The sequence below is a fragment of the Serratia marcescens genome (genome assembly GCF_006715005.1).
Lineage (GTDB): Bacteria > Pseudomonadota > Gammaproteobacteria > Enterobacterales > Enterobacteriaceae > Serratia > Serratia montpellierensis.
Window position 1 is genome coordinate 3,245,912 of sequence record NZ_VFMJ01000001.1, and the last position, 15,287, is coordinate 3,261,198.

The 15,287-nt window shown below is 60.4% G+C and carries 17 protein-coding genes and 1 riboswitch; of the genes, 14 read left to right on the forward strand and 3 right to left on the reverse strand.

Going from position 1 to position 15,287, the window contains the following annotated elements:
• Nucleotides 1-3 precede the first annotated feature (3 nt).
• From mrdB to lipA, 6 genes are all read left to right on the forward strand, one after another.
• A complete protein-coding gene (gene mrdB / locus FHU12_RS15690; RefSeq protein WP_004940006.1) occupies nucleotides 4-1,116 on the forward strand; it encodes a peptidoglycan glycosyltransferase MrdB in 1,113 nt (370 codons plus the stop codon).
• Between the two features lie 10 nt (nucleotides 1,117-1,126).
• On the forward strand, nucleotides 1,127-2,212 hold the full coding sequence (rlpA, locus tag FHU12_RS15695; RefSeq protein WP_141970423.1) for an endolytic peptidoglycan transglycosylase RlpA: 1,086 nt from the start codon (nucleotides 1,127-1,129) through the stop codon (nucleotides 2,210-2,212).
• 180 nt (nucleotides 2,213-2,392) lie between these two features.
• Complete coding sequence (dacA, locus tag FHU12_RS15700; RefSeq protein WP_004940010.1) at nucleotides 2,393-3,604, forward strand: D-alanyl-D-alanine carboxypeptidase DacA; 1,212 nt, start codon at nucleotides 2,393-2,395, stop codon at nucleotides 3,602-3,604.
• 104 nt (nucleotides 3,605-3,708) lie between these two features.
• Nucleotides 3,709-3,975, forward strand: a complete 267-nt coding sequence (ybeD, locus tag FHU12_RS15705; RefSeq protein WP_004940012.1) for a DUF493 family protein YbeD — start codon at nucleotides 3,709-3,711, stop codon at nucleotides 3,973-3,975.
• 134 nt (nucleotides 3,976-4,109) lie between these two features.
• Nucleotides 4,110-4,778 carry a lipoyl(octanoyl) transferase LipB gene (lipB, locus tag FHU12_RS15710; RefSeq protein WP_015376934.1) on the forward strand — a complete coding sequence of 223 codons (669 nt, stop codon included), beginning with the start codon at nucleotides 4,110-4,112 and terminating at the stop codon, nucleotides 4,776-4,778.
• On the forward strand, nucleotides 4,771-5,736 hold the full coding sequence (lipA, locus tag FHU12_RS15715; protein WP_063991083.1) for a lipoyl synthase: 966 nt from the start codon (nucleotides 4,771-4,773) through the stop codon (nucleotides 5,734-5,736). Before lipB ends, lipA begins: the two co-directional genes overlap by 8 nt.
• 95 nt (nucleotides 5,737-5,831) lie before the next feature.
• Here lipA and tatA read toward each other — a convergent pair whose 3' ends face one another.
• Entirely contained in the window at nucleotides 5,832-6,047 is a 216-nt protein-coding gene (gene tatA, locus FHU12_RS15720) for a Sec-independent protein translocase subunit TatA (protein WP_060440524.1), read from the reverse strand.
• A 218-nt stretch (nucleotides 6,048-6,265) separates the two neighbouring features.
• On the opposite strand from tatA, the gene FHU12_RS15725 reads away from it, so the two are divergent.
• On the forward strand, nucleotides 6,266-7,333 hold the full coding sequence (locus FHU12_RS15725; RefSeq protein WP_141970425.1) for a diguanylate cyclase: 1,068 nt from the start codon (nucleotides 6,266-6,268) through the stop codon (nucleotides 7,331-7,333).
• A 1-nt stretch (nucleotide 7,334) separates the two neighbouring features.
• On the opposite strand, the gene FHU12_RS15730 is transcribed toward FHU12_RS15725, so the two are convergent.
• Complete coding sequence (locus FHU12_RS15730; RefSeq protein WP_025160047.1) at nucleotides 7,335-7,763, reverse strand: GNAT family N-acetyltransferase; 429 nt, start codon at nucleotides 7,761-7,763, stop codon at nucleotides 7,335-7,337.
• Between the two features lie 83 nt (nucleotides 7,764-7,846).
• Nucleotides 7,847-7,909, forward strand: a riboswitch (Fluoride riboswitch).
• Between the two features lie 79 nt (nucleotides 7,910-7,988).
• Between FHU12_RS15730 and crcB the strand changes: the two genes are divergently transcribed.
• The 3 genes from crcB (at nucleotide 7,989) to FHU12_RS15745 (ending at nucleotide 10,455) form a co-directional block, all read left to right on the forward strand.
• The gene (gene crcB / locus FHU12_RS15735; RefSeq protein ID WP_004940022.1) at nucleotides 7,989-8,372 is read left to right on the forward strand and encodes a fluoride efflux transporter CrcB; all 384 of its coding nucleotides are present in this window, start codon (nucleotides 7,989-7,991) and stop codon (nucleotides 8,370-8,372) included.
• A gap of 289 nt (nucleotides 8,373-8,661) precedes the next feature.
• The gene (locus FHU12_RS15740; RefSeq protein ID WP_141970427.1) at nucleotides 8,662-9,258 is read left to right on the forward strand and encodes a TetR/AcrR family transcriptional regulator; all 597 of its coding nucleotides are present in this window, start codon (nucleotides 8,662-8,664) and stop codon (nucleotides 9,256-9,258) included.
• 6 nt (nucleotides 9,259-9,264) lie between these two features.
• Complete coding sequence (locus FHU12_RS15745) at nucleotides 9,265-10,455, forward strand: multidrug effflux MFS transporter (RefSeq protein ID WP_141970429.1); 1,191 nt, start codon at nucleotides 9,265-9,267, stop codon at nucleotides 10,453-10,455.
• A gap of 57 nt (nucleotides 10,456-10,512) precedes the next feature.
• Here FHU12_RS15745 and cspE read toward each other — a convergent pair whose 3' ends face one another.
• Nucleotides 10,513-10,722, reverse strand: a complete 210-nt coding sequence (gene cspE, locus FHU12_RS15750) for a transcription antiterminator/RNA stability regulator CspE (protein ID WP_004940030.1) — start codon at nucleotides 10,720-10,722, stop codon at nucleotides 10,513-10,515.
• 346 nt (nucleotides 10,723-11,068) lie between these two features.
• Between cspE and FHU12_RS15755 the strand changes: the two genes are divergently transcribed.
• The 4 genes from FHU12_RS15755 (at nucleotide 11,069) to FHU12_RS15770 (ending at nucleotide 15,230) form a co-directional block, all read left to right on the forward strand.
• Complete coding sequence (locus FHU12_RS15755) at nucleotides 11,069-12,232, forward strand: M20 peptidase aminoacylase family protein (protein WP_141970430.1); 1,164 nt, start codon at nucleotides 11,069-11,071, stop codon at nucleotides 12,230-12,232.
• A gap of 188 nt (nucleotides 12,233-12,420) precedes the next feature.
• Entirely contained in the window at nucleotides 12,421-13,746 is a 1,326-nt protein-coding gene (locus tag FHU12_RS15760; protein ID WP_141970432.1) for an LLM class flavin-dependent oxidoreductase, read from the forward strand.
• A 26-nt stretch (nucleotides 13,747-13,772) separates the two neighbouring features.
• Nucleotides 13,773-14,693: an ABC transporter substrate-binding protein gene (locus FHU12_RS15765; protein ID WP_141970434.1), complete on the forward strand. Its 921-nt coding sequence runs from the start codon at nucleotides 13,773-13,775 to the stop codon at nucleotides 14,691-14,693.
• Between the two features lie 9 nt (nucleotides 14,694-14,702).
• Nucleotides 14,703-15,230 carry a GNAT family N-acetyltransferase gene (locus FHU12_RS15770; protein ID WP_043135734.1) on the forward strand — a complete coding sequence of 176 codons (528 nt, stop codon included), beginning with the start codon at nucleotides 14,703-14,705 and terminating at the stop codon, nucleotides 15,228-15,230.
• Nucleotides 15,231-15,287: the final 57 nt, after the last annotated feature.

The following is a 15,287-nucleotide window of genomic DNA, read 5'->3' on the forward strand; positions in this document are numbered from 1 at the left end:
AACATGACTGAAAGCCAACAAAAAGGCTCGATCTGGACCAAAATCCACATCGACCCGACGTTCCTGCTGCTGATCCTGGCCCTGCTGGTCTACAGCGCCTTCGTGATGTGGAGCGCCAGCGGCCAGGACATCGGCATGATGGAACGCAAGATCGGGCAGATCGTCATGGGGCTGATCGTGATGGCCGTCATGGCGCAAATCCCGCCGCGCGTGTACGAAAGCTGGGCACCCTATCTGTACATCTTCTGCGTGATTTTGCTGATCCTGGTGGACGCCTTCGGGCAGATCAGTAAAGGCGCACAGCGCTGGCTGGATCTCGGCGTGGTGCGCTTCCAGCCGTCGGAGATCGCCAAGATCGCCGTGCCGCTGATGGTGGCGCGCTTTATGAACCGCGATGTCTGCCCGCCTTCGCTGAAAAACACCGCTATCGCGCTGGTGCTGATCTTCCTGCCGACGCTGCTGGTGGCCGCGCAGCCGGATCTGGGCACCTCGATCCTGATCGCCGCCTCCGGCCTGTTCGTGCTGTTCCTGTCGGGCATGAGCTGGAAACTGATCGCCGTCGCCGCCGTTGCGCTGGCGGCCTTTATCCCGGTGCTGTGGTTCTTCCTGATGCATGGCTATCAGCGCGACCGCGTGATGATGCTGCTCGATCCGGAGAGCGACCCGCTCGGCGCCGGCTACCATATCATTCAATCCAAGATCGCCATCGGCTCCGGCGGCCTGTCCGGCAAGGGCTGGCTGCACGGCACCCAGTCGCAGCTGGAGTTCCTGCCGGAACGCCATACCGACTTTATCTTCGCCGTGTTGGCCGAAGAGCTGGGGCTGATCGGGGTGTTGGTGCTGCTGGCGCTTTACCTGCTGGTGATCATTCGCGGGCTGATGATCGCGGCCAAGGCACAAACTACCTTCGGCCGCGTGATGGTCGGCGGCTTGATGCTGATTTTGTTCGTTTATGTCTTTGTTAACATCGGTATGGTCAGTGGCATTTTGCCGGTAGTTGGCGTACCTTTGCCTCTGGTCAGTTACGGGGGTTCGGCGCTGATAGTGTTGATGGCCGGTTTCGGCATCATCATGTCGATCCACACGCATCGGAAAATGCTGTCTAAAAGTTTATAAGAGGTGAGTAATGCGTAAGGAATGGCTTTGGATCGGCGTCGCGGCGGTGTTGCTCTCCGCCTGTACCGCCCCGACCACGGAACAGCAGGCACCACAGCAGCCGTACAACGGCCCGGTGGTGGAGATCGGTGGCGTCGAGCCTCAATATGAACCCTATAACCCTAACAACATGCTGGATTATAAGGTTAATGGCGATACTTACCGCATCGTAAAAGATCCGCAGAACTTCTCGCAGACCGGCCTGGCGGCCTGGTATGGCGAAGAAGCCAACGGCAACACCACGGCGCTGGGCGAGCAGTTCGATCCGAATGGCCTGACCGCGGCGCACCCGACCTTACCGATCCCAAGCTATGTGCGCGTCACCAACCTGGCCAACGGCCGTCAGCTGGTGGTGCGCGTCAACGATCGCGGGCCTTACACCAAGGGGCGCATCATCGATCTGTCGAAAGCCGCCGCCGACCGCCTCAACCTGTCCAACAACACCAAGGTCAAAGTCGATTTCATCAACGTAGCGCCGGACGGCACGCTGAGCGGCCCGGGCACCATCGGCACCATCGTGGCGAAACAGAGCTACGCCCTGCCGTCGCGCCCGGATCTCGGCGCCAGCGGCATGGGCACCCCAATCCAACAGGACGTGCCGGTCGCCAGCGGCGCGGCGGTGCGCCCGATCGATAACAGCACCCTGCGCACCGACGACAACAACGCCCCAGCCGCCGGTGGCAACGCCGCTGGCGGCCGCAGCGGTTTCCTCGGCGCGCCAAGCGCAGTACCGGCCGGCGTGCTGGAAGGTTCCGAACCTGAAGCCGCCGCCGTGGCCGCGCCGGTTGCAGCCGGCGCCGCGGCTGTCGGCATGGCTGCCGCGTCTTCCTCCGGCGGTTACGTGGTGCAGGTCGGTGCGCTGAGCAGCGCCGAGCGCGCCCAGAGCTGGCAGCAAAGCCTGAGCCAACAGTTTGGCGTACCGGGTAAAGTGGCGGCCAACGGCAACGTTTATCGCGTCCAGCTCGGCCCATTCAGCAGCCGTCAGCAGGCGGCCCAGCTGCAGCAACGCCTGGCCAGCGAAGCGCAACAACAGTCTTTCGTTACTGCTGCACCCTAAGCGTTAAGCCCGGCGGGCATTCGCGGCTGATAAGCGGTTATTTAGCTGAAACATTTTCTTGCAGCTAAAAGGTCTCTAACCGCAATTAGTCAGATGAATGGGTAATGCCTGCCGGGATCGCATCTGCTATAGTGTGGCTCGTTTTTTAACTTTACTTTCACGGATGTTGTAGTCCCGATCATGAAACAAGTAACTTCTTTTCGCTTAATCAAAAGCATCGCACTCGGCACCGTTATCGCAATGAGCGCAGCCTCCGTTGCGCATGCCGATGACGTTAACATCAAAACCATGATCCCAGGTGTCCCGCAGATCGATGCGGAAGCGTACATCCTGATTGATTACAACTCCGGCAAGGTGCTGGCCGAGATGAACGCCGATGCGCGTCGCGATCCGGCCAGCCTGACCAAAATGATGACCAGCTACGTCATCGGCCAGGCGCTGAAAGCGGGCAAAATCGGCCAGGACGATCTGGTGACCGTCGGCCAGGACGCCTGGGCGACCGGCAACCCAGTATTCAAAGGCTCCTCGCTGATGTTCCTGAAGCCGGGCGATCGCGTGCCGGTCTCCAAGCTGACCCGCGGCATCAACCTGCAATCCGGTAACGACGCCTGCGTGGCGATGGCCGACTACGTCGCCGGCAGCCAGGACGCGTTCGTTAACCTGATGAACACCTACGTCAGCAAGCTGGGCCTGCAGAACACCCACTTCCAGACGGTACACGGCCTGGATGCCCAGGGCCAGTACAGCTCGGCGCGCGACATGGCGCTGATCGGCCAGGCGCTGATCCGCGATGTGCCGGAAGAGTACGCGATTTACAAAGAAAAAGAGTTCACCTTCAACAATATCCGCCAGATGAACCGCAACGGCCTGCTGTGGGATAACAGCCTGAACGTCGACGGCATCAAAACCGGCCACACCGACGCGGCGGGATACAACCTGGTGGCTTCGGCGACCGAAGGCCAGATGCGTCTGATCTCCGCCGTAATGGGCGGCCGCACCTACAAAGGCCGCGAAGCCGAGAGCAAGAAACTGCTGACCTGGGGCTTCCGCTTCTTTGAAACCGTGGCGCCGCTGAAAGTCGGTAAAGAGTTCGCTTCCGAGCCGGTCTGGTTCGGCGATGCCGACCGCGTTGAGCTGGGCGTGGACAAAGACGTCTACCTGACCATCCCGCGCGGCCGCATGAAAGATCTGAAGGCCAGCTACGTGCTGAACACCCCGGAAATTCACGCGCCGCTGGCGAAAAACCAGGTGGTGGGCAGCATCAACTTCCAGCTGGACGGCAAAACCATCGACCAGCGTCCCCTGGTGGTGATGAACGAAGTGAAAGAAGGCGGTTTCTTCAGCCGCATCGTGGACTACATCAAACTGATGTTCCACCACTGGTTCGGTTAACGGTTGAAACGGGCGAAATTGCCCCCATATACTGAATAACATTAACTCCCGCCCCGGCGGGAGTTATAATTTATAGATTAGCTAGCACTCTGGAGCGCACGCACATGCAAAAAACTAAACTGAACGAACTGCTCGAATTCCCTTGCTCGTTTACCTACAAGGTGATGGGCCTGGCGCAGCCTGAGCTGGTTGACCAGGTAGTTGAAGTGGTGCAGCGCCATGCACCGGGCGATTACAACCCGCAGGTTAAGCCGAGCAGCAAAGGCAACTACCACTCCGTTTCCATCACCATCAACGCCACTCATATCGAGCAGGTCGAAACCCTGTACGAAGAGTTGGGCAACATTGAAATTGTTCGCATGGTGCTGTAATTCCAGCATAAAACCCTGCTTATCAACCCGGGATGGCGCAGCGTCTTCCCGGGTTGCGCATTTTTGGTCAGCGAAAGGCTGGCCGCAAGCCGGAGCGCCCGGTATAATGGCTTTACCACTTCTGTAACCTGACGATGACTCTTTTGCAACCAGACAAGATCATTTTGCGTCAGCTGGGGTTGCAGCCCTACGCGCCTGTATCCCAAGCCATGCATAACTTCACCGACAGTCGTACCGAGACTACGCCGGACGAACTGTGGCTGGTACAGCATCACCCGGTGTTCACCCAAGGCCAGGCCGGCAAAGCCGAGCATGTGCTGATGCCCGGTGATATCCCGGTGGTCCAGAGCGATCGCGGCGGCCAGGTGACCTACCACGGCCCGGGTCAGCAGGTGATGTACGTGATGGTCGATCTGAAACGCAACAAGGTCGGCGTGCGTCAATTGGTCACGGCGATAGAAGATACGGTTATCAACACCCTCGCCCACTTTCGCCTCGCATCGCGCGCCCGTCCGGATGCGCCTGGCGTGTATGTGGGGGAGCAGAAAATCTGTTCGTTGGGTTTGCGGATCCGCAAAGGCAGCTCATTCCACGGCCTGGCCCTGAATGTGGCGATGGATCTCAGCCCCTTCCAACGCATCAACCCTTGCGGTTACGCCGGCATGCAGATGACGCAGGTCAGCGCGCTGGCGCCCGGCGTTGGCATTGAAGACATACACCCAATCCTGGTACAGGAATTTGTTCATTTACTCGGCTACCAGACGGTCGAGCTTCGTAACTGGAACCTGCACGATTATGAGTAAACCAATTCAGATGGAACGCGGCGTCAAATACCGCGATGCTGACAAAATGGCGCTGATCCCGGTCAAAACGGTGGTCACCGAACGGCAGGAGCTGTTGCGTAAACCCGAGTGGATGAAGATCAAACTGCCTGCCGACTCAACGCGCATTCAGGGCATCAAAGCCGCGATGCGTAAAAACGGCCTGCACTCCGTCTGTGAGGAAGCCTCGTGCCCTAACCTGTCCGAGTGTTTCAACCACGGTACCGCCACCTTTATGATCCTCGGCGCTATCTGCACCCGTCGCTGCCCGTTCTGCGACGTGGCCCACGGCCGCCCGATCGCGCCGGACGCCAACGAACCGGAAAAGCTGGCGCAAACGATCGCCGACATGGCGCTGCGTTACGTGGTGATCACCTCGGTTGACCGCGACGATCTGCGCGACGGCGGTGCTCAGCACTTTGCCGACTGCATCTCGGCCATCCGCGCCAAGAGCCCGAACATCAAAATTGAAACGCTGGTGCCGGACTTCCGCGGCCGCATGGATCGCGCGCTGGAAATCATCACCGCCACGCCGCCGGACGTGTTTAACCACAACCTGGAAAACGTGCCGCGCGTCTACCGCCAGGTGCGCCCGGGCGCCAACTACGAGTGGTCGCTGAAGCTGCTGGAGCGCTTTAAAGAAGCGCACCCGGATATCCCGACCAAATCCGGCCTGATGGTCGGCCTGGGCGAAACCAACGCGGAAATCGTCGAAGTGATGCGCGATCTGCGCCGCCACGGCGTGACCATGTTGACGCTGGGCCAATACCTGCAGCCAAGCCGTCACCACCTGCCGGTGCAGCGCTACGTCAGCCCGGCCGAGTTCGACGAGATGAAAGAAGAAGCGATGGCGATGGGCTTCACCCACGCCGCCTGCGGCCCGTTCGTGCGGTCGTCTTACCACGCCGATCTGCAGGCCAAAGGGATGGAAGTGAAATAACGCGTAATAGTTTGTTACGCTAAAGACGGCGGAAACGCCAAAAAAACGGATGTCCGTAAGGCATCCGTTTTTTTATTGCGCGCCGTCAGACGGAATTAAACGTCTTTCTTTTCGACGCTCTGCTGAGCGGACTGGCTCTCGGCGGTGTTGTTGCCGGCGGCCGGCGGCGTGCTGTCGTCGCCCACGGCTTTTTTAAAGCCTTTCAGCGCCGCGCCAAGATCGGCGCCGAGCGTACGCAGTTTGCTGGTGCCGAACAGTAAAATCACCAACACTGCAATCACCAGAAGTTTGGTAATGCTGATACCTTCCATACTCACCTTCTTATCATAGAGCGCTGTGTGAACAGCGAGAAAAACTGACCTTGCCTGCGAATATTTAGCGACTTTCCCCCAGTTCGCACAACCGCAACATGTAACAGAGTGAGATCCGTCGCAGGAATGCCACGCGGCCTCACGGCGTGAATCCCAGACTATTCTTAGTTTATCACCCGCATGATACGCTGCCGTGATACTTATCAGGGAGATGCCGGATGTATATTGCTCCACCCATTTTCGATGCCCGAAAATCCGGCCTCAGCTTCGCCAAACGCACCTATCTGCCCCGCGTCGCCGGTCTGGGGCTCGGCTTTATCTGCGTCTGCGCCGCGCTCTACCCGCTGGCTCCGCCCACGGCGGTCTGGCTCTTGCTGGCCTTTCACGGCTTTGTCTGGCCGCATCTCGCCTACCATCGGGCCTGCCGCGCCAAAGATCCGTTCAAAGCCGAGATCCGCAACCTGCTGATCGACTCCGCCTTCGGCGGCTTCTGGGCGGCGATGATGGCATTCAACGCGCTGCCGGCGATCGTCATCCTGTCGATGATGAGCATGAACAACATCGCTTCGGCCGGTAAGACACTGTTTGTCAAAGGATTGGCGATTCAGTTGGCCGTGGCAGCGCTGACCGGCGCGCTGCTCGGCTTCCCGTTCCACCCGCACAGCACGCCGCTGCAAATCTATCTGTGCCTGCCGATGATCTACCTGTATCCGACGCTGCTCGGGCTGGTGACCTACCGCACCGCCAAGCGGCTGGCGGAAAAGAAACAGGAGCTGCAGCGCATCAGCACCCGCGATGGATTAACCGGCCTGTATAATCGCCGCCACTGGGAGCACCTGCTGCATCGCCAGTTCGACAGCTGCCGCCGCTACCAGGACAACGCCACGCTGATCCTGATGGATATCGATCGCTTCAAAACCATCAACGACACCTTCGGCCACGCGCTGGGGGATGAAGCCCTGGCGGCATTGGCGGAAGAGCTGTTGATCGGCTTGCGCAACGTGGATATCGTCGGGCGTTACGGCGGCGACGAATTTGGTGCGGTGCTGCCGAACACCAGTGCCGAACAGGCGGAAATCGTTCTGCGCCGTATCCAGCAGCGGCTGGACGCGGTCATTTTCAAGGAGGCGCCGCAGCTGCGGCTGCAGATCAGCGCCGGCATCGCCAACTACCACCCCGCGCTGGGCGGTTATCTGGACTGGCTCAAAGCCGCCGACGGCGCGCTCTACCGGGCGAAGCATAATGGCCGCAACCGGCTGGAAACGGCGACGCCGACGAGTGGCTAGCTTACTGACTTAATAACTTGGCAAAATACTTTGGCGCTTCGACAAAGCCTTCGCGCCGATAAAACGCATGGGCCCGCTCGCGGCGGCTGTGGCAATGAACTTCCAACCGATCGCAGCCGCGACGGTGCGCCAGCGCCTCGCCCTCCGCCAACAGCAACCGCCCTACGCCCGCGCCGCGCGCCCGATCGTCGACGCAAAAATAGCTGATGCGGGCAATATCGCCGGCCAACGCCAGCTGAGGCAGAAAATGCAGCGACAACACGCCCAGCACTTGCTCCTCCTCAACCGCCACCAGCAGCGCCTCATCCGGATGCGCCAACAATTGCTGCATTCGCTGCGTCAGAAACGCCTCGGTGCCGGGATAATCCAGCGCCGTCATTAATTCGGCGATAGCGTGCCGGTCGCTCAGACGCGCCGTTCTGATTTCCATCCGTTTTACCTCGCAGAGTGTCGATACTACAAAATAGGCGGCGTTAGGTGTAACATCCACCGGGTACGGCAAAAAAGGCCGTGCGGCACGCTGGAGATGACATTCCTCCCTAACCGCCTTCACAGGCTGATGATGTCTACGTAACCTCTCGGAGAGAGGCGCGTAGCGTTACGTCTGTCCCTTTCCGAGTCCCGTGAATTTCTCTGATTGAAAGGTAGTTGCCCCATGTTGAGTTCTTTACTGGCCGTATTTATCGGCGGCGGCGTCGGCAGCGTTTTACGCTGGGCGGTAAGCATGAAAATGAATCCGCTGAACGCCCACATCCCGCTCGGTACGCTGATGGTCAATCTGATCGGCGGTTTTATCATCGGTCTGGCGATGGCGATTTTCACCCGCATGACGCATCTGGATCCCACCTGGAAATTACTGATCACCACCGGGTTCTGCGGCGGCCTGACTACCTTCTCCACCTTTTCGCTGGAGGTGGTGTACCTGATGCAGGATGGCCGCTTCGGTTGGGCACTGGCCAACATGCTGCTCAACCTGGCCGGTTCGCTGGCGATGACGCTGCTGGCCTTTATGCTGGTGATGTGGGTCAACGGGCGCTAAGCCCTTAATGTTTCCTTAATCTTGCATGCGCATAATCTCATCCAGTACTCCTGACTGGATGAGAAACCGCTATGTTTAGCCTGCCGAAAACCGCCGCCGAAGCGATTGCCGTTGCGCTGTGCGTGCTGATCGTCGCCGCCTTTATCAAATCCTACCTGTTCGCATAAGCGCCTTTTTCCCCGCAGCACGCATTCATCTTGCGCCTTTCCGGCCGATTACACTACAATTGAGAATGAACGTTCACACCCAAAATGTGAACCCGGCTCACGCGTAGCAAAGGATCGGGCAGATGCTCTCCCCCAACGACAGTAAACAGGCTAAGGTGCAGGCCCGCCGCGATCAGATCGTCGAAGCGGCGAAAATCAGCTTCCGCCGCCACGGCTTCCACGCCGCCAGCATGGCGGAAATCGCCCAGGGCTCACAGCTCAGCGTCGGCCAAATCTATCGCTATTTCGCCAATAAAGACGCGATTATCGAGGAGATCGTCAACCGCATCATCGCCAGCAAGATGCAGCGGCTGGAAAACCTTGGCGATCACATCAATCTGATCGCCGGCGTGCTGGCGGAGCGCACGCTGTTCCAGCAGCCGGGCGAGAGCGAAACCGACCATATGCTGATGCTGGAAGTGACAGCCGAGGCCACGCGCAATCCGGTGGTGGCCAAAATGCTCAGCGACGCGGAAGCGAGGCTGTTTCGCCACGTGTGCCACAACCTGCAGCAGCTGTTTCCCCATTTCAGCGCGGAAGAGATCGCCGCGCGGGTGGAATTTATCGCCGTCATGAGCGAAGGCACCGGTTACCGTATCCTTACCACGCAAAAAGTCGATGCGTCCCTGCTGCGCGATCTGTATCAGCAGGCCATTTCTCACCTGTTCAGGAAACTCTAATCTCCCATGACCAAACACTTAGCCAGACAACGTCTGGTGTACGCCGTCGTGCTTGGCCTGCTGGCCGCGCTGGGGCCGCTGTGCACCGATCTCTACCTGCCCGCCCTGCCGGAAATGGCGGGTGAGCTGAATACCTCTACCGCCGCCGCGCAGCTCAGCCTGACCACCGGGCTGCTCGGCCTGGGCGTCGGCCAGCTGATTTTCGGCCCTTACAGCGACAAACTGGGCCGCATGCGCCCGCTGCTGCTGTCGCTGATCCTGCTGCTGGGCGCTTCGCTGTGGTGTGCCCTCGCGCCCAGCATCGACCAACTGCTGATCGCTCGTCTGCTGCAGGGCATCGCCGGCGCCGGTGGCGCGGTGATCTCCCGCGCCATCGCCCGCGATCTGTATGCCGGCCATGAGCTGACCCGCTTCTTCGCCCTGCTGATGCTGGTCAACGGCCTGGCGCCGATCGTCGCGCCGGTGCTGGGCGGCGTGATGCTGCAGGTGATGAACTGGCGCGGCATCTTCGGCGTGCTGGCGGCCATCGCCGTGCTGCTGTTCAGCCTGTCGGCGCTGAAGCTGCGCGAATCCCTGCCGGTAGAACGCCGCAGCCAGGGCGGTATCCTGGCGATGCTGATGTCGCTGGGCAGTTTGTTGACCCAACGCTATTTCATGGGCCTGTGCCTGACGCAGGGTTTCGTGATGGCCGGCATGTTCGCCTATATCGGCGCCTCGCCTTTCGTCTTGCAGCAGATCTACGGCCTCAGTCCGCAGATGTTCAGCCTGTGCTTCGCCATTAACGGCGTCGGCTTGATCATTGCGGCGCAGCTGGCCAGCCGCCTCAGTTCGCGTTGGGGGGAGCGCCGGGTGCTGAAGAGCGGGCTGACGCTGGCGGCCGTCGCGTCGCTGCTGCTGCTGTTGGCCGCCGCGCTGCATGCGCCGCTGGTGTTGTTGCTGGTGCCGCTGTTCTTCTCGGTAGCGGTGATCGGCATCGTCGGCCCAACCGCCTCTTCGTTGGCAATGCAAAGCCAGGGTGACAAAGCGGGCAGCGCCTCGGCTCTGATAGGCGTGTGCATGTTCGCCCTCGGCGCCTGCGCCGTGCCGCTCACCGGGCTGGGCGGCACGTCCAGCCTATCGATGGCGCTGACCATCGTCGGCTGCTACGCCGTCGCCATCCTGCTGTTCAGCGTGCTAGGCCGCCGCAGCGAGGCATAACGCGCCCAATAAAAAACCCGCTCAAGGAGCGGGTTTTAAGAAATTCAGCTACGCAGCTTAGATAGCAGTAACGTTAGCGGCAGATGGGCCTTTGGCACCGTTCGTGATTTCAAATTCTACACGCTGGCCTTCAGCAAGCGTTTTGAAACCGTTGCTAACGATGGCAGAGAAGTGAACGAAAACGTCCTTGCTACCATCTTCCGGAGTAATGAAACCGAAGCCTTTGGATTCATTAAACCACTTAACGCTACCTTTAATCTTAGACATCAAACTTACCTTTAACGTGAATGAAAGACACAAAACCTGTGTCGATTACAGTACAGCAAGCAGGCAGGATTTTGTCCACCACCGCGATCACAGAAATCCGATAAAGAGTGAAAAAATCCGTGTTGTCCGGTGTAAATTGATTGCACCGGTTGCGATAAGTTACCGTTCCAGGCCAAACCTCTTTCTACGCCGGCGAACAACGAGCGAACGCCCAAACCCGCCCGCTTACCCCAGCGTTGATGCCCTCATGCAGACGCAATCGCTATGAAATATAACCAGATGGTCTTTTTGCTTCGGCGGCCCCTGCACTAGGGTTAGGGTTTATTTCCCACTGTGAGCCAAGCCTATGACCAGCCAGTTGGCAGAAAAGATCATCGCCTATCGGCGTGAGCTGCACCAAAACCCGGAGCTTTCCAATCATGAATTCGCCACCACCGCCCGGCTGACCCGCTGGCTGGAAGAGGCGGGCATTCGTATTTTGCCGCTGGCGCTGAAAACCGGCGTCGTAGCGGAGATCGGCAGCGGCAAGGGGCCGATTATCGCCCTGCGCGGCGACATTGATGCTCTGCCGATCGACGAAATCGCCGACGTGCCCTTCAGTTCGCAAAACAGCGGCGTGATGCACGCCTGCGGCCACGACTTTCATACCTCGGTGATGCTCGGCGCTGCACACCTGCTCAAAGCGCGTGAGGCCGACCTGCCCGGCACGGTGCGCATCTTCTTCCAGCCGGCGGAAGAGACCTTCAACGGCGCCCGGCACCTGATCGACGCCGGCGCGCTGGATAACGTCGCGGCGGTGTTTGGCCTGCATAATGCGCCGGAGCTGCCCACCGGTACCTTCGCCACCCGCGCCGGGCCGTTCTACGCCAACGTCGATCGTTTCCAGATCCTCATCACCGGCAAGGGCGCCCACGCCGCCAAACCGGAACAGGGCGTCGACACCATCGTCACCGCCAGTCAGATCGTCGGTGCGCTGCAGACGCTGCCCAGCCGCAGCTTCAGCTCGCTGGAATCGCTGGTGGTCAGCGTGACGCGCATCGAGGGCGGCAATACCTGGAACGTGCTGCCGCAAACCGTGGAGCTGGAAGGCACGGTGCGCACCCACAGCGACGCGGTGCGCCGCCTGGTACCGGACAAGATTCGCCAGGTGATCGACGGCGTTGCCGCCGCGCTGGGCGCGCAGGCCGAACTGCGCTGGCAACCGGGGCCGCCGGCGGTGATCAATGACCCGCATTGGGCGGCGTTCAGCAAAACCGTCGCCGCCGAGGCCGGCTACCGGGTCGAAGAGGCGGAGTTGCAGATGGGGGGCGAAGATTTCGCGCTGTATCTGCATCATGTGCCGGGCGTCTTCGTCAGCATCGGATCTGCCAGCGAGTTCGGCCTGCATCATCCGCGTTTCAATCCCGATGAACGCGCCCTGTTCCCCGCAGCGCAATATTTCACGCTGCTGGCGGAACGCACGCTGCAACAATTAACCACCGCGCCAGAAAAAGCCCTCAGCAACGTCTGAATAACGGCAAAGAGTATTTCCCCGACGCCGCGGATGCCGCGTCGGGTCTTATTATTTCGCTCGCCGTGATATTTGCAATTTTCAACATTTGAATATGCTGTTTTGTTGTTTTACATCCCGCCACCGCTCATCAATAGTGAACCCATCAGACACCGCGCGCCTCTGCGGCGCATGACAGGATAATCACGATGAGCGACAACGCGAATAATCAACGGCAACTACGGCTGGGCGCCATTCTGCACGGCGCATCGGGAAATATGTCCGCCTGGCGCCACCCGGATGCCACCGCCGACGCCAGCATTAACCTCGAATTTAATATCGCCTCGGCGAAAAAAGCCGAACAGGGGAAATTCGATTTCGTCTTCGTCGCCGATGGCTTATATATCAACGAAAAATCCATTCCGCATTTTCTTAATCGTTTCGAACCGCTTACCCTGCTGGCCGCGCTGTCCGCCGCCACCGACAAAATCGGCCTGGTGGGCACCCTTTCCACCTCCTACAGCGATCCGTTCACCGTCGCCCGCCAGTTCGCCAGCCTCGATCACCTGAGCAACGGCCGCGCGGGCTGGAACGTGGTGACGTCGCCGCTGGAAGGCTCGGCCAAAAACTTCTCGCGTAAAGAACACCCGGAACACAGCCTGCGTTACCGCATCGCCGGCGAATTTCTCGACGTCGCCAAAGGGCTGTGGGACTCCTGGGAAGACGACGCCTTCGTGCGTAATAAAGCCAGCGGCGAATTCTTCCGCACCGGCAAGCTGCACACTCTCAATCACCAAGGGGAGTTCTTCTCGGTGCAGGGGCCGCTGAACATCGGCCGCACGCCGCAGGGCCGCCCAATCCTTTTCCAGGCCGGCGCCTCCGAAGACGGCAAACGGCTGGCGGCCCAACACGCCGATGCGATCTTCACCCATCACGACACGCTGGAGCAGGCGCAGGACTTCTATCAGGACGTGAAGCGGCAGCTGGTGGAACAGGGGCGCGAGCCAGACGATCTGCGCATCTTCCAGGGTGTCAGCGTGATCGTCGGCGACGACGACGCGGACGTCGAGCGCCAGTACCAAGAGACCGCCCGCCTGGTCAGCATCGAGAACGCCCTCAACTATCTTGGCCGCTACTTCGAGCATTACGACTTCGCCCGCCATCCGCTGGACGCGCCCTTCCCGGACATCGGCGATCTGGGGCAAAACAGCTTCCGCAGCACCACCGACGCCATCAAGCACAACGCCCGCGAGCGTAACCTCACGCTGCGCCAGGTAGCGCTGGAAGCCGCCTCGCCGCGACCGGTGTTCAGCGGCTCGCCGGAAGCGGTGGCGGATGGCCTGCAACGCTGGTTCGACAGCGAAGCCGCCGACGGCTTCATCATCAGCGGCGGTACGCCCAACGCCTTCGGCCACTTCGTCGATCGGGTGGTGCCTATCCTGCAACAGCGCGGCCTGTTCCGCCAGGCGTACCACGGCGACACGCTACGCGAGCACCTGGGCCTGAAGCGCCCGTTGAACAGATTCACCCAATAATAAGATCGTTTTCAGGGATACCCGCTATGCAGAAAACCGTTACCGCCGCCCTCGTGGCGGCCTTGCTGAGCCTGACCGGCGCCGCGCAGGCGGGCACCGGCATCGATTTGCAGGCCAATGAAACCCCGATCCACGCGCCGAAAAACCCGCAGGCGATCGCCAAACTGCCGGCCGATTTCCACTTCGTGAAGCCGGGCCAATTCACCGTCGCGATCGCCGCGCTCAATACGCCGCCGCTGGCGCTGTTCGCCGCCGACAACCGGCGGCTGATCGGCAGCGAAGTGGATATCGCACAGCTGGTGGCCGACAGCCTGGGCCTAACGCTTAACGTGGTGCAAACCTCGTGGGAAGACTGGCCGTTGGGGGTGGTCTCCGGCAAGTATGACGCGGCCATCACCAACGTCACCGTGACCAAAGAACGCAAAACCCGCTTCGACTTCGCCACCTACCGCATCGATTCGCTCGGCTTTTATGTCAAAACCGGCGGCAAGATCGCGACGATCAAACAGCCTGCCGATATCGCCGGATTAAAAATTATCGTCGGCTCCGGCACCAATCAGGAAGCCATCCTGCTGGCGTGGGACAAGCAGAATCGGCAGCAGGGGCTCAAACCTTTCCAGCCGATCTACGTGACCGACGATGCGGCCGCCACGCTGGCGATCCAGTCCGGCCGGGCCGACGCCTACTTCGGACCGAACGTGCTGGGCGCCTATAAAGCGGCGCTGAACGGCCGCACCCGGCTGGCGGGCACGGTGAAAGGCGGTTGGCCCAAGGCGGCACACATCGCCGTCACCACCCGTAAAGGCAACGGCCTGGTGCAGGCGGTGAACGAAGCGCTGAACGGCGCGATCCGCGGCGGGCAGTACGATCGGGTGCTCAACCGCTGGGGCGAGAGCGTCGAACGCCTTGCACAGTCGGAAATCAACCCGCCCGGCCTGGGCGATTAGGAGCGCGCGATGACGCAAGACACTTTCATTCAGACGCTGCCGACCGACCCGCTGATCGCCCCGGTGATCGAGGGGCTGTTCGGCGAATATCGCCAGCGTTACGGCGACTATTTTGGTGACCAGGAACCGGAAGCGCTGGATCTGTACGCGCCGCCGCAAGGGGCCTTCATCGTGCTGCTGCGCGCCGGTGCGCCGATCGCCATGGGCGCCTTCAAACGCTATGACGCACAGACCGCCGAGCTGAAGCGCATCTGGACGCGGGGCGACCTGCGCCGCCAGGGCCTGGCGCAGCGGGTGTTGCAACAGTTGGAAACGCTGGCGCTGGCGCAGGGATATCGCCGGCTCTATCTGACCACCGGCTTTCGCCAGCCCGAAGCGGTGGGCCTGTATCTGAACAACGGGTATCAGCCGCAGTTCGATCCCACCGTCGACAGCGAGGTTTACAGCCGCCCGCCCTACGATGGCCGCCTGCCGTTCCGCAAAAGCCTGATTGCAGAGGACGCGTGTTGTTGCGCGTCGGAAAGGAAAATCGCCTAAGGCCCCCTTATCTGTATCAGGAGACATGACATGTCCAAACAAGAAGTCTTGAAAGTC